The following is a 14430-nucleotide window of genomic DNA, read 5'->3' as shown; positions in this document are numbered from 1 at the left end:
AACATGAGCTAACCCTCGAATACGTTTAACTGCTCGACGAGACGAATGTCATGTAACAAATGGTTATGCCTTACCGACAAAGTGTTTTCTGGTGTTGGCTGTATTTTGTAACCGAGGTGCTGTAAAACCAGTGTAAATAGCGCTTTCTGCTGGTAACCCATAGGTTGCCCATTTAATTGAAACTCTTCGATTACATTCTGCGCATAACTAGAATTATTTTGTAATGACTGCCAAATGTGCTTTTGCACTTGATAAACCTGTATCACTGACGTGTGATAGCAATTGATCTGTAGGCTTAATAAATAGTTTTCTAGTGAGCTCATAGGGATATCCATAACAAAAAAAATCACTTTAAAAGCTCAAGTTAAGTTGAGGTAAAGTGTTTTGTTATTATTTTTTACCCCATTTATTCATAATTTGTTTAAATAGTTTTGCTTCTTTATCTTCACAGGGTTTTGGGGATCCGCTTGGCACTCCAGATTTACCAAACACCGAATTAAGGTCAATGTCATAGCACTGACCATTAAGCATCTCGGTACGCTTGCTGCCATCGCCACTTTGCCAAACGACGGTTGCTTTATCAGAGACGGTTAATTGCGCAGGCACTGTAACCCTGCCTACAGACGAATTATTATGTGCGGCTTCAACCTGTCCAAATGCAGAGGCACTAGTAGCGCTATTTTCAAAATTAAGCTGTGGAATTGGCGCATAAGGGTTGAGCTTTTTAAAGGGTATCGCAGCTGTTTTTGAGTTTTCAGTGCTCACTTGTCTCTGCTCACTAACCAAGCTTTCAAGTGCTTTAGCATCTTTTACCTGTTCAGAGCCATTCTTCGGTATACCTTCTTTTTGCGGCACAGCCTTAGCCTCATCTGGCATTATTTGTGGCTGTTCTGGTGAAGGTTTTTCTTGGGTTTTCTTAACACTCGGTAACGCAGTTAAATCAACACTCACATAAGCGTTGATTACTTTTGGTGGCTCGGCAACTGAAGGCCGTTTCACAAATTTGCCATGTTGAATAAATAGCAGCAATAACAAAACATGCAGCGTAATTGAAATGATCCATGCTTTATAATTCCTTTTTAACACCCAAGCGCTCCGTTTTTGTTTATAAGAGTGACAAATGAACGAATAAGTTCATCGGAAATTAAGCGGTAAGCGGTAAGCGGTAAGCGGTAAGCGGTAAAAAACTAACTAATAACAAACTTGAGTCAAGTGTTCTCTATCTAAAACCCACCCATTCGATCTGCTTAAAGCTTAGGGCTTAAAACTTTTTCAGGCATAAAAAAACACGCTTTCGCGTGCCTGATTACTATAAATTTTAATTTCAGTTGCTTGCGGGAGCTGTGGCTAATGAGAGCGAACCGACAACCTGCGGCTCATGGCGCCTAAATTTCAGACATAAAAAAACACGCTTTCGCGTGCCTGATTACTATAAATTTTAATTTCAGTTGCTTGCGGGAGCTGTGGCTAATGAGAGCGAACCGACGACCTTCGGCTCATGGCGCCTAAATTTTAGGCATAAAAAAACACGCTTTCGCGTGCCTGATTTCTATAAATTTTAATTTCAGTTGCTTGCGGGAGCTGTGGCTAATGAGAGCGAACCGGCGACCTTCGGCTCATGGCTCCTAAATTTCAGGCATAAAAAAACACGCTTTCGCGTGCCTGATTACTATAAATTTTAATTTCAGTTGGTTGCGGGAGCCGGATTTGAACCGACGACCTTCGGGTTATGAGCCCGACGAGCTACCAGGCTGCTCCATCCCGCGCCTGAAATTGTAGATTTATTTAAAGTTGCTTTACATGACAACTTGGCTTCCAATTCAGAAAATTGGTTGCGGGAGCCGGATTTGAACCGACGACCTTCGGGTTATGAGCCCGACGAGCTACCAGGCTGCTCCATCCCGCGCCTGTAATTATTAAGTTTATTTTACTTCTCACTTAATTTAAGAAGTCAGCCAATTCAGAAAATTGGTTGCGGGAGCCGGATTTGAACCGACGACCTTCGGGTTATGAGCCCGACGAGCTACCAGGCTGCTCCATCCCGCGCCTGTAATCTCTAAGTAACGTTAACATGTTAACCATGCCTTGTTCCGAAGAGAGCGCTATAATATAGCAATTAAATTAGAAATCAAGCGTTATAATTGAAATAGAGCCTCAACCGAACAAAAAGCACACAAAACTACACTAAAATCCGCGCTGATGAGGACTAATCATTTTTTGCCATTCCCAATCAGGGTGCCCCATGACGATAAAGTCTGGATTCTCGGTACTTTCACGTTGATTATAAGTGAGTGGGTTAAATTCAGCATCCGTAATACATCCTCCGGCTTCTTCAACAATCACTTGCGAAGCGCCGGTATCCCACTCACCTGTTGGCCCTATTCGTAAAAAACAATCGGCTTTACCTTCTGCTATGATACAAGCTTTTAGTGAACATGAGCCTAATGCCACAGTCGCAAACTGAGTATTTAGATACTGGCTTACAGCTTCAATTTTTTGTCTGCGGCTTACAGCTAAGGTTAAATTATCGGGTGTTGCTACTGAAATTTGCTGATCTTGGCCATTTTCACGTTTAAATGCACCATTTTGGTAACTTGCAAAATAAGTTATTTGTTTCGCTGGCCAATGAATAACGCCAAGAACTGGACGATTATTTTCAACTAAAGCGATATTTACTGCAAAATCACCACTTTCGAGAATAAACTCACCCGTACCATCCATTGGATCAAGTAACCAATAACGATGCCAATCTTTTCTGTCTGCAAGTGCTGGAATGGGTGTTTCTTCTGACATAATTGGAATATCAGGTGCTATAGCCTTTAAGCCTGCCATTAATACATCGTTAGATGCTAAATCGGCCTTGGTGACCGGAGTATGATCTGACTTTTGCTCAGCACCAATATCATCCTGCTGATAAATTGCCATAATGGCATCGCCCGCTTGCTCAGCTAACCGAATGCACGGTTCTAAAAAATCATTCATTGCCCGCTCCCGACTCTAAGTACTTTGTTAATAATAGCAAAGCTGCGACACTTCGTGCTTCAGTAAAGTCTTCTTGTTGCAATAATGATTGCCAATCACTCATTGGCCATTTCACCACAACAAGCGGTTCTGGCTCATCACCAGGCAAGGTTTCAGGGTAAAGATCTTCGGCATACAAAATATGCATAGTGGCATTAAAGTAACTAGGTGCCATACTGACTTTTTTAAGTTCAGCGAAATGCTTAGCACCAAAGCCAACCTCTTCTTTGAGCTCGCGGTCGGCAGCTTGCTCAGGTGTTTCACCTGGGTCAATTAAACCTTTTGGAAAACCCATCTGATAATCATTGGTACCCGCACAATACTCTCGCACTAATAACAGTTCGTTATCGGCCGTTACAGGCACAATCATAACGGCACCTCTGCCACCGCCACGAATTCTTTCGTATTGCCTTTGCTCGTCATTTGAGAACTTCAATTCGAGAGATTCAACAGTAAATAGTCGGCTTTTAGCGACAACTTCATTAGACAAAATTTGCGGTGGTGTAGGATGCTTTTTCTGTGTCATTGGCATTAATTTGCTATCATGGCAGTTATGCTCATCATAAATCTTTTAAAGTGAATTGCCTATGTTAAATTGGTCAAAAATCGATACTGTGTTGTTAGATATGGATGGCACCTTACTCGATTTGCATTTTGATAATTACTTTTGGCTTACTGTTATTCCCGAGCAATATGCGCATAAACATAAAATCAGTTTAGACGAAGCAAAAGCTGACATTTTGCACCGTTATCAACAAGTTCACGGACAAATTAATTGGTACTGCTTAGATTATTGGCAACAGCAACTTGACTTACCAATTATGGCGTTAAAACGTGACATTCAACATTTAATCAGAATTCGTGAAGATGTTCCGCCATTTCTAACGGAACTAAGAAAAGCAGGCAAGCAATTGATCATGCTCACTAACGCACACCCAGATTGTGCCATGTTAAAGTTTGAACTAACTGCGATCGATAACTACTTAGATGGCGTGATCTCAACTCACCAATATGGCGTGAGTAAAGAGCATCAACCATTATGGCAACAAGTACACCAAGAATGGCAGTTTGATAAGGAACGGACTTTATTTGTGGATGACAGCCCGGCAGTACTCGATGCGGCAAAAGAGTTTGGTATTGGTCATATTCTTGCGGTTGCCAACCCAGATAGTCAGCAACCGCACAAGCAGTTCGATGGCTTTTTATCGACCATCGATTTTCGAGAGTTTATGCCCGTTATAAAATGAGCATAAACACGTTTATTTAGGGTAACGCTGCTCTAAGCCTTGGTATACAAGCTTTGCGAAATCCGCATGCTCTGTATCTAGGCTTTTTACCACTTCAACTAGGTGCTCATTATCTTCTTGACCGTTCCACACTTTGATATAACTACCGTCTTTGTAGCCATGATCTTGGCGGAAAAAATTCAAAGTGTTTTTACCTACGTAACCACGGTATAAATCGTCGATATCCATACCGATTTGTGCCATACAACCAGCAAATGCAGCAGCATTAAAGCTCTTTTCAGCGACAGCTGAAGCAGCTAATAATTCGAGTGTTTGTTTAAAGTCATCAGCTTGAACTGGCGCACTTAACTCTGCTTCAAGTTGTGCTGCTAACTGCTCATAGCTGGTTTCACCATCGATACGTAAAGATAAACCGAAATGGAAAATATCAACTAACTCTAAAATAACTTGTTCAGTATCTGGAGTTTGTTTCTTCCACCACTTCCAACCATAGTGATCAAGCATTTCAGCACACTCAACCCAAATTGCACGATACCATTCAAAACCTTGGCTAAACCATTGCTCATGTACTTTGGTATTCATCGCATTTTGCATCTCGAGCATGACAACGAGTTTTTGTAAATTAGCAGACATTTTTTATCCCAACTTGCATTTTTTATTTGCCTATATATTACAGTAAAGATGAAATAAATACCGCAACAATCAGGTCATCTTTGCAGTTGATAAAAATAACCGAGGAAGCCCATGTTTAAATCTCTACTTATTAGCGCACTGTTTGTGCTATCAAGCCAAGTTGTTGCTGCAACTGCCTCTAATATTGCCGAATCTGCAGAGCAAGTCAGTCCATTATTACCAGGATTAGCGGTGCCAAATGTTGAATTAAAAGACCAATACGGCAAAACCGTCTCATTAAGTGAGCGCTTTAAAGAAAAAACCACAGTGCTGATTGTTTATCGTGGTGGCTGGTGTCCATATTGTTCAAAACAATTGGCCAGCGTACAAAAAATAGAGAAAGAATTAGCTAATTTAGATGCGCAATTAATTGCCGTTTCGCCAGACAGCCCTGAAAAACTTGCTGAAACAAAAATTACAGCTCCTAGCTATCAATTGCTTTCTGACGACAGCCTCACTTTGGCGCAAACGTTAGGTTTAGCATTTTACTTAGATGACAAAACAGCAAAGATTTACCGCAATAAGCTTGGGGTTAACTTTGTGTCGCTAGATGGTGAAGCGAAAGTAGCGTTACCAGTACCTGCAGTGTTTGTAATCGACACAAATGGGTTAGTTCATTTTCAATATGCTAACCCAAATTACAAAGTACGTTTAACAGAGGATTTATTACTAGCAGCTGTTAAATCAGTGAGCGAACAATAAATTAGCAAGGGATAAGCAGAACATGCTTCTGCTTATCGGCCTTGTGTAAATTCTTGCCAAGATTCAATTAAATCAACAAAGTCTTCAAAGCCGCAGCCACTGCACAGGCCTTCTTCTTCAAGCATTAAATCATCATCTTGGTAGGCAACTAAGTCTTCATTATCTTGATGTAATGCATGTGCTTCGAATAATGCTTCGTCTTTACTTAAGATCAAATCAATTTCTTGACCTTGTAAGGTTAAAGGCTCATGGCAGGTGTTAACCGCAGCGATCAAAGCTTGCACCATCGCTATTTTTTCTTTACCAACTTCTTCGTTTAGCCAACGGCCTATGATGGCATGTTCAGAAGAAATTTTAATGCGTAAACCGCTAATAGGGTCGCGGATAAATTGATATTCCATGGAGAGTACTCATAATACATTATCTGCTAATTATACCGTTTGCAGCTAAACGTGGCGAGTTTTGCAACCTTAAAACAACACGAGCGCCTAAGTGGCGCTCGTGTTTGTGCTATTTAAATAGCTAGAGTCGCGATTTGAAGCGTGCAGCATCAATAATCGCCCATAGGTATACGATTGGCAGTAAAATAAAACCAACTGCCACATAAATTAGTGCACCACTAATAACCCATGCTAAAAAGAATGCAATAGCCGCCATTAAACGACCTTGTACCAATTGCCCTAAGCCAGGAAAAAAGATATTACATATTGCTGCGATTACATTACCGCCAGAACCTTGCTCTGCCATACTAACCTCTATAGTTTTTAATGATTATACTTTTAGTAAACATACTTTATGCCAACTTATTATGGCTTACAAATCAAAGCGTTAAAAAATAGCGTTTTTTTGATTTTAGTTCTTTTTGCTAAAAATCGGTCAAATTCACAATTTTTATTTACAATTTTAATGACTTGCCAAAATAGCTGTTTATAAAAACAGTATTTTATTTAGCCTTGCATAAACACCTGTTATACTCCACTCATTATAGATTGAAAAGGCGTAACGATGGACGTTTCTGAATTACTCGATGGCTTAAATGACAAACAACGGGATGCAGTCGCAGCCCCATTGCAAAACATGCTAGTACTTGCAGGTGCGGGTTCTGGTAAAACTCGAGTACTTGTCCATCGCATCGCATGGCTTATGCAAGTTGAGCAAGCTTCTGCATATAGTATCTTTGCGGTAACGTTCACTAACAAAGCCGCGAAAGAAATGCGCACCCGTGTAGAAGAAACGTTAAAAGCACCGGTTGGTGGTATGTGGATTGGTACTTTCCATGGCTTATCTCATCGTATTTTGCGCGCCCATCACCGTGAAGCGAACTTGCCTGAAAGCTTTCAAATCTTAGATTCTGATGATCAACAACGTATGATCAAACGCTTGCTTAAAGCGATGAACATCGATGACAAAAAGTGGCCTGCAAAACAGTTTGGCTGGTATATCAGTGCGAAAAAAGATGAAGGCCTACGTCCTAAAGACATTCAAGCCTACGATATTAACGAGCAAATGATGTTGAAAGTCTATGCTGCGTATCAAGAGGCTTGTGACCGCGCTGGTTTAGTCGACTTTGCAGAAATACTGCTACGCTGCTACGAAGTACTTAAGAATCATCCGACACTTTTACGTCACTATCAACAGCGTTTTGCCCACATGCTGGTAGACGAGTTTCAGGATACCAATACTATTCAATATGCTTGGTTAAAATTACTCGCGGGTAATACGAATAGTATTATGATCGTAGGTGATGATGACCAAAGTATTTATGGCTGGCGTGGCGCAAAAATTGAGAATATCAAACGCTTTTTAACTGACTTCGAAGCCGAAACCATTCGCCTTGAACAAAATTACCGCTCAACAGCAACCATTTTGAAAGCGTCAAATGCGCTGATCAAAAACAATGCTGAACGCATGGGCAAAAGCCTTTGGACAGACGGCAATGATGGTGAGCCTATTTCTGTTTATGCCGCTTTTAATGAATTAGACGAAGCACGCTTTGTTAGCAGCAAGCTACGTAGCTGGCTAAATGCAGGTAATGCATTACAAGACGCCGCCATTTTATACCGTAACAACGCGCAATCTCGTGTACTCGAGGAAGCAATGTTGCAAGAAGGCTTAAAATACCGCATATACGGTGGTATGCGCTTCTTCGAACGCCAAGAGATCAAAGATGCACTTTCGTATTTACGTTTAGTCGGTAACCGCCAAGATGATGCCGCTTTCGAGCGTGTTATTAACACCCCAGCACGCGGCATTGGTGATAAAACGTTAAGCCACATTCGTGATTGCGCGCGGAATGAGTCACTGCCGCTTTGGTATGCCGCAAAAGCAATTGTAGAGCAGCAGCACTTATCTGGCCGTGCAGCAAGTGCAGTCACTAAGTTCTTAGAACTTGTTGAACATATCGAAGATAAAATCAGCGATCTGACCTTAGAAGAGCAAGCTAAATACGCCATTCAAACTTCTGGGTTAATGGCTATGTATCAAGCTGAAAAAGGTGAAAAAGGCCGTGCTCGCGTAGAAAACTTAGAAGAGCTTATTAGTGCATGTGGCCAATATGAACTACCGGAAGATGAAGAATTCAGCTCGCCACTACAGGGCTTTTTGGCTTATACCTCACTAGAATCAGGCGAGGGCCAAGCCGATGAGCACGAAGACGCGGTTCAAATGATGACCCTGCACTCAGCAAAAGGCTTAGAGTTCCCGCTGGTATTTATGGTCGGTGTTGAAGAAGGCATGTTCCCGTCACAGCAAAGTAATGAAGAATCTGGCCGTTTAGAAGAAGAACGCCGCTTGTGCTATGTAGGTATGACTCGCGCAATGGAAAAACTATACATTAGCCACGCGGAAAGTCGCCGTTTATACGGACAAGAAAAATACCATAGTCCATCACGCTTTTTACGTGAAATGCCTGAAGACTGTATCGAAGAAATTCGTATTAAAACCCAGGTCTCAAGGCCACCTGCGGCAGGTCGCTTTAGTCCATCAGTGACGCATGCAGCATTTGAAGATAGCGGCTTTAACTTAGGACAACGTGTATTGCACGCCAAGTTTGGTGCAGGGACCGTACTCAATTACGAGGGTAGCGGCGCACAGTCACGTATTCAAGTGAACTTTGATGACTTAGGCAGCAAATGGCTTGTAACACAGTATGCAAGACTTCAAGCCTTATAATGAGTATATAACAGCACTGTGCAACGAGCTGACGATTGCAAAGCATCGCCAGCTTGTCATAGTGCAAGGAAGCGAAACTTGGTGCTATCAGTTTGCTAGCCAACTAGCGCTTAAAAATAGCTATGTTTTCAGCAGTAGCTCACAATTAGTGAGTAGTGAGTTTCCAAAACATGCTCACCAAATTCTTGGCCAAGAGTTTCAGCACGCAATTTTTGATGGTTTTAGCGGCTTATATGTCGATAAACTAGCAGCGCTTGCAGGTACCGTAAAAGCAGGTGGTGTACTGATATTGTTACTGCCCAATGACAGTCATTGGCAAGACCCTGCACTAAGGAGTATTACCTCCTATGGCGAAGAGATTACACACAGTTTTTTTAATCAGCGTTTTTTCGCCAAGCTAAAGTTGCAGCCACATTATTTAACTCAGCATTCTCTCCCAGCTTACCAGCCGGTATCGCCAGCAACTGCTGAGATAAACTATCAGCAACAACAGCTATGTGTAGAGCAAATAATTAAAACCGCGACAGGGCGCGCTAATCGACCTTTAGTTATTAGTGCAGATCGAGGTCGTGGTAAGTCAGCCGCTTTAGGGCTTGCAGCAGCAAATCTTCAAGATAAGAAAATCCTTATTTGTGCAACACAAGCTAAAGCCGTACAAACAAGCTTTAAACATTTAGCCGCTAAGCTTGGTATCAGCAAAGAACAAAACTGTAAACAACTAGCTAACCTCAGCTATGTTGCGCCAGATACACTGTTAAACGAAAAACCAGACTGTGATCTGCTATTTGTCGATGAAGCTGCCGCTATTCCTGTACCAATGTTATTGCAGATCCTGAAAAATTACCCACGAATCGTATTTGCTAGCACTATGATTGGTTATGAAGGGAATGGGCGTGGTTACACGTTACGCTTTTTACATTATTTACGTAGCCAATTTAAATCACTAAAGACAATTACTTTGGGCGAACCAATTCGTTTTGCTAACCATGATCCGCTAGAAAATATCATACGTGAACTATTACTACTCGATGCAAAGTACCTAGACACACAAAGTAGTGAAGCATACAAATTTGAAAATATAAGCAAAGAACAACTTATTGATGATGAGCAGCTACTTAGCCAAATTATGGCGCTATTGGCGTTGGCTCATTACCAAACCACGGTTAACGACTTACGCCAATTGCTTGATGCCCCTGAGTTACAGCTATCTATCTGTAAACAAGAAAATGCGTTAAAAGCCGTTTGCTTAATTGCTATTGAGGGTGGCTTAACAGCAGAAATCGCAGAGCAAGTAATAAAAGGAAAGCGTCGACCACATGGTCATTTAATGGCGCAAACTCTGACTCAATTGAGCCGAAATACAGAAGATTTGTGTAAACGCTCAGCGAGAGTGGTAAGAATAGCGGTCGCACCAGAGTCCCATCAACAAGGTATAGGTTCAGCCCTATTAAACTTTTGTGAGAACCAATTAAAAGATTGTAGTTATTTCGGAGCCAGCTTTGGGGCAAACGCTGCTTTAGTTAAGTTTTGGCAAAGTAATGGCTTTAATGTTGTTAAACTTGGATTTAGTCACGATAAAGCGACCGCGGAACATGCTGCCTTAGTGATGAAAGCTTTAGATGAGCAAAGCAAAGATAGAGCTGCACAATTCATTGAAGAATTTAAACAAGACCTCTCTTTGCAACTACTCAGCCATTTTAGCTCACTTCCTTGGCAGCTTATTATGGAACTATTTAAAGGCCTCCCTAGAAGTGACTGTCCTGAAGGCTTAAATGAAAGAGCAGAACGGCTCTTAACAAGCGATATTAACCACTTTCAAGTACAGCCATTGCTATGGCAAATGATTTGGTGCACACCAATTAGTCTAAATTTATTAGATGAAAATACAAAATTCATCCTAATTCGACTAGTATTACAGCAAACCTCTGTAAATAGCTTGATCGAAGAAGCCGGTTTTACAGGTAAAAAAGACTTAGACTTAAAGTTCAAAACCGCAGTGCAAGGTTGGTATGCTCACTATAAATCTCTTCAAAATAACAGCCATTAAGTGTTTCTGTATATATACCTTACTGCTATCTCAGTTCGCTTTCGCTGAGCTTAAACAACCAACTATTAAACTTGGCATGTCTACAGCACTGACTGGACCTGCTAAGCAAATAGGCGAACAACTAGCGCTTGGCAGTAATATTTACTTCAATAAAATCAACAAAGAAAACGGTATTAATGGGCAAAGTATCGATCTAATATTAGCTGATGATGGCTATGAGCCAAAAAATGCCGTAGTGAATACCCGCGAGTTTTTATTTGACCAAAAGATCCATGCAATTTTTGGCTCAATGGGAACACCGACAGCCCATGCAATTAAACCCCTGCTAGATAGGCACCGCATTCCATTTCTAATGCCATTTACGGGCGCTGACTTTTTACATAACAGTTCAATGCCAAATGTATTTAACCTCCGTGCCAGCTACCAAGATGAAGCGATTGAGCAAATTAACTATTTAATCAAAGAGCAAAAGCATGAAAAAATTGGGCTAATGATCCAGGCTGATGAATTTGGTTATATGGTTGAGAGCAACCTGGTTAACGCACTAAAAATACATGGAATTAAGCCAGTAGAAGTTGCTCGATTTAAGCGTAATAGTCAGGATATCTCTAAGGCATTAACTCTGTTAAAGGAAAGTAATGCAACCGCAATTTGTTTAGTTGGCACCTACGAGCCTCTCGCTGAATTTATTAATGCAGCAAACAAACAAGGCTTCAACCCTGACTATACTTCTGTGTCTTTCGTTTCCAGTCATGATTTATACAAGCGTGTCAAACAACCCGCCAACATTATGGTCACCGAAGTGGTTCCCGACCCAAATAACTGTAAAAACTCTTGGTGTAAGCAGTTTATTGAAGATATCGAGCCATATCACACTAGTGCAAATAGAATTATTTTTGAAGGTTATTTGAATGCCGTTGCATTGGTTAGCGCTGCCAAGAAATGTCCAACACCATTAAACAATCAATGCTTACTTACCGAATTAAATCGTTTGTTTACTGACACGTCTGATTTCGCTGATTTATTTAACACCCACTCCGCAGGAAATAACAAAAAAATCTACCGCTCATATTTTAAAAGTAATTAGGTTAAACTACGACTAAAATACAATAATGTTCTATGCTATAGAGACTTAACAAGGCTTTGAGGGAAATATGGATCTGATTAATTTTCGAGTTGGGCAAAAGACCATTTCACTAAAAATTCTCGATATTCTTCTAACTGAGCGTTACGAAGGAAATCTCACGTCTTTGCCAAATGAAAATAAAAGCTTCATTGGGGTTAAAGATTACATGGAAACTCCTACGCCTATTTTTGATTTAGGAATTGTATTAAACAATCACTCCACCAAAGACACCAATGCCGAGTTATCTGACCTTTTAGTTGAAAGAGAAAAAGACCACTTAGATTGGCTAGATGCCTTAGAAAATAGCTTAGTTACCGGCGCGCCTTTTACAAAAGCCACTGATCCAGATAAATGTGCTTTTGGTCGTTGGTATAATAACTTCGAAACAGATAATGAAGACTTAAAAAGTATATTAGCTAAGTTCGATAAGCCACACCGCGAATTACATGCCATGGCTGGTGAGTTATTAGAATTGCAAAAAAGCCAACCTCACGACAAAGTCATTAGCTTATTTGCAGAGAAAAAGCGCCAAACATTCAATCAGCTTATTAGGCTATTTGAATCGGCACGTGAGCAGATCATTCTTGATTACAAGCCAATAATCATCTTCACTACTAAAGATGGCGTTACGCCACATATAGGCTTATTAGTCGACAAAGTAGAAGACAGCATCAACGTTAAGAAAGAAGATATTAAACCGCTAGAACAATTAACCTCTGTTGGTTTTGATGTTGACCCGCAAACTAAAAACATGATGCGAGGACTAATTAAAATGAAGCATAAACACAGCTTATTATTAGACCCAAGCGCCATCTTCCGTCCAGAACACCTAATGCGCCACGAGGCAGAAGAAACCGAAGAGTATGGGCTTTTTTAGTTAGCAAGTTGCGAGTGTAAAGTCATAAAGGCTCTAGGCAAAGTGTACTTGTAGCAATGGCTTTAGCCATGAATGTGTTGGTTATGGGCAGAACTCGGCACTGACGTGCCTCCTACAGGGGTTTGTTGCTGAGGGAGACTCTTCACTAAACACCCCCACCGCTCAGCTGACGTCTGACGGCTGAAAGCTGACAGCTCCAGACGCAAAAAAGCCCGACTCTTTCGAATCGGGCTTTCTTTAATTTGGAGCCTGGCAATGTCCTACTTTCACATGGCAAATGCCACACTATCATCGGCGCTGTTTCGTTTCACTACTGAGTTCGGCATGGGGTCAGGTGGGTCCAAAACGCTATTGTCACCAAGCAAATTTGGGTCGTTAATCGCCTTAGCAATCAACTAAAATCTGGAATTCTGATATCAAGTAAATGTCTACTTTAGTTTCTTAACTTCTGTCTGTTACGCTGTCATAAAACGCGTTTGGCGTTGTATGGTTAAGCCTCACGGGTAATTAGTACAGGTTAGCTTAATGGCTCGCACCACTTCCACATCCTGCCTATCAACGTTGTAGTCTTCAACGGCCCTTCAGAGACTTTAAAAGTCTAGTGAGAACTCATCTCGAGGCCTGCTTCGCGCTTAGATGCTTTCAGCGCTTATCAGTTCCGAACGTAGCTACCGGGCAGTGCCATTGGCATGACAACCCGAACACCAGCGGTTCGTTCACTCCGGTCCTCTCGTACTAGGAGCAACCCCTCTCAATTCTCAAACGCCCACGGCAGATAGGGACCGAACTGTCTCACGACGTTCTAAACCCAGCTCGCGTACCACTTTAAATGGCGAACAGCCATACCCTTGGGACCGACTTCAGCCCCAGGATGTGATGAGCCGACATCGAGGTGCCAAACACCGCCGTCGATATGAACTCTTGGGCGGTATCAGCCTGTTATCCCCGGAGTACCTTTTATCCGTTGAGCGATGGCCCTTCCATTCAGAACCACCGGATCACTATGACCTACTTTCGTACCTGCTCGACGTGTCTGTCTCGCAGTTAAGCTGGCTTCTACCATTACACTAACCGTACGATGTCCGACCGTACTTAGCCAACCTTCGTGCTCCTCCGTTACTCTTTGGGAGGAGACCGCCCCAGTCAAACTACCCACCAGGCACTGTCCGTAACCCCGATTAGGGGCCAACGTTAGAACATCAAAACTACAAGGGTGGTATTTCAAGGACGGCTCCACAAAGACTAGCGTCTCTGCTTCAAAGCCTCCCACCTATCCTACACATGTAGGTTCAATGTTCAGTGCCAAGCTGTAGTAAAGGTTCACGGGGTCTTTCCGTCTAGCCGCGGGTACACAGCATCTTCACTGCGATTTCAATTTCACTGAGTCTCGGGTGGAGACAGCGTGGCCATGGTTACACCATTCGTGCAGGTCGGAACTTACCCGACAAGGAATTTCGCTACCTTAGGACCGTTATAGTTACGGCCGCCGTTTACCGGGGCTTCGATCAAGAGCTTCGTCCGAAAACTAACCCCATCAATTAACCTTCCGGCACCGGGCAGGTGTCAC

The 14430-nt window shown here is 42.0% G+C and carries 13 protein-coding genes, 3 tRNA genes and 2 rRNA genes (1 of these 18 running past the window's edge); 6 read left to right on the top strand and 12 right to left on the bottom strand.

Annotated features, from left to right (window positions below; translation table 11 throughout):
- Window positions 1-8: 8 nt before the first annotated feature.
- From HYD28_03135 to nudE, 7 genes are all read right to left on the bottom strand, one after another.
- A complete protein-coding gene (locus HYD28_03135) occupies window positions 9-323 on the bottom strand; it encodes a hypothetical protein (protein ID QLE08039.1) in 315 nt (104 codons plus the stop codon).
- Window positions 324-390: 67 nt separating this feature from the next.
- On the bottom strand, window positions 391-999 hold the full coding sequence (locus HYD28_03130; GenBank protein ID QLE08038.1) for a hypothetical protein: 609 nt from the start codon (window positions 997-999) through the stop codon (window positions 391-393).
- A gap of 690 nt (window positions 1000-1689) precedes the next feature.
- A tRNA-Met gene (locus tag HYD28_03125) sits at window positions 1690-1766 on the bottom strand.
- A 63-nt stretch (window positions 1767-1829) separates the two neighbouring features.
- Window positions 1830-1906, bottom strand: a tRNA-Met gene (locus HYD28_03120).
- A 63-nt stretch (window positions 1907-1969) separates the two neighbouring features.
- Window positions 1970-2046 (bottom strand) — tRNA-Met (locus HYD28_03115).
- Window positions 2047-2184: 138 nt separating this feature from the next.
- Window positions 2185-2982 (bottom strand): 3'(2'),5'-bisphosphate nucleotidase CysQ, encoded by a 798-nt coding sequence (gene cysQ / locus HYD28_03110; protein QLE08037.1) that lies wholly within the window; start codon window positions 2980-2982, stop codon window positions 2185-2187.
- Window positions 2975-3547 carry an ADP compounds hydrolase NudE gene (nudE, locus tag HYD28_03105; protein QLE08036.1) on the bottom strand — a complete coding sequence of 191 codons (573 nt, stop codon included), beginning with the start codon at window positions 3545-3547 and terminating at the stop codon, window positions 2975-2977. Before nudE ends, cysQ begins: the two co-directional genes overlap by 8 nt.
- A 61-nt stretch (window positions 3548-3608) precedes the next feature.
- Here nudE and yrfG point away from each other — a divergent pair, with 61 nt between their 5' ends.
- Window positions 3609-4268 carry a GMP/IMP nucleotidase gene (yrfG, locus tag HYD28_03100; GenBank protein ID QLE08035.1) on the top strand — a complete coding sequence of 220 codons (660 nt, stop codon included), beginning with the start codon at window positions 3609-3611 and terminating at the stop codon, window positions 4266-4268.
- A 12-nt stretch (window positions 4269-4280) separates the two neighbouring features.
- Here yrfG and HYD28_03095 read toward each other — a convergent pair whose 3' ends face one another.
- A complete protein-coding gene (locus HYD28_03095) occupies window positions 4281-4901 on the bottom strand; it encodes a dUTP diphosphatase (GenBank protein ID QLE08034.1) in 621 nt (206 codons plus the stop codon).
- Window positions 4902-5012: 111 nt separating this feature from the next.
- On the opposite strand from HYD28_03095, the gene HYD28_03090 reads away from it, so the two are divergent.
- Window positions 5013-5642 (top strand): AhpC/TSA family protein, encoded by a 630-nt coding sequence (locus tag HYD28_03090; protein QLE08033.1) that lies wholly within the window; start codon window positions 5013-5015, stop codon window positions 5640-5642.
- Window positions 5643-5674: 32 nt separating this feature from the next.
- Here HYD28_03090 and HYD28_03085 read toward each other — a convergent pair whose 3' ends face one another.
- Together HYD28_03085 and HYD28_03080 are read right to left on the bottom strand one after the other, a co-directional pair.
- On the bottom strand, window positions 5675-6043 hold the full coding sequence (locus HYD28_03085) for a YacL family protein (GenBank protein QLE08032.1): 369 nt from the start codon (window positions 6041-6043) through the stop codon (window positions 5675-5677).
- A 121-nt stretch (window positions 6044-6164) separates the two neighbouring features.
- On the bottom strand, window positions 6165-6389 hold the full coding sequence (locus HYD28_03080; GenBank protein QLE08031.1) for a hypothetical protein: 225 nt from the start codon (window positions 6387-6389) through the stop codon (window positions 6165-6167).
- Between the two features lie 258 nt (window positions 6390-6647).
- Between HYD28_03080 and uvrD the strand changes: the two genes are divergently transcribed.
- The 4 genes from uvrD to HYD28_03060 all read left to right on the top strand — a co-directional run bounded on the left by uvrD (window position 6648) and on the right by HYD28_03060 (window position 12863).
- Window positions 6648-8813 carry a DNA helicase II gene (gene uvrD, locus HYD28_03075; protein QLE08030.1) on the top strand — a complete coding sequence of 722 codons (2166 nt, stop codon included), beginning with the start codon at window positions 6648-6650 and terminating at the stop codon, window positions 8811-8813.
- On the top strand, window positions 8791-10860 hold the full coding sequence (locus tag HYD28_03070) for a tRNA(Met) cytidine acetyltransferase (protein ID QLE08029.1): 2070 nt from the start codon (window positions 8791-8793) through the stop codon (window positions 10858-10860). Before uvrD ends, HYD28_03070 begins: the two co-directional genes overlap by 23 nt.
- Window positions 10823-11947, top strand: a complete 1125-nt coding sequence (locus HYD28_03065; protein QLE08028.1) for an ABC transporter substrate-binding protein — start codon at window positions 10823-10825, stop codon at window positions 11945-11947. Before HYD28_03070 ends, HYD28_03065 begins: the two co-directional genes overlap by 38 nt.
- Before the next feature lie 67 nt (window positions 11948-12014).
- Window positions 12015-12863 carry a CZB domain-containing protein gene (locus HYD28_03060; GenBank protein QLE08027.1) on the top strand — a complete coding sequence of 283 codons (849 nt, stop codon included), beginning with the start codon at window positions 12015-12017 and terminating at the stop codon, window positions 12861-12863.
- 247 nt (window positions 12864-13110) lie between these two features.
- Here the strand turns inward: HYD28_03060 and rrf are convergent.
- Window positions 13111-13225 (bottom strand): 5S ribosomal RNA (rrf, locus tag HYD28_03055).
- A gap of 106 nt (window positions 13226-13331) precedes the next feature.
- Window positions 13332-14430, bottom strand: a 23S ribosomal RNA gene (locus tag HYD28_03050) (it continues 1809 nt past the right edge of the window).

Source organism: Pseudoalteromonas shioyasakiensis (assembly GCA_013391845.1).
Classification (GTDB): domain Bacteria; phylum Pseudomonadota; class Gammaproteobacteria; order Enterobacterales; family Alteromonadaceae; genus Pseudoalteromonas; species Pseudoalteromonas apostichopi.
The sequence above is the reverse complement of the archived record's forward strand: the minus strand, read 5'-3'. Positions and strand labels throughout refer to the sequence as shown.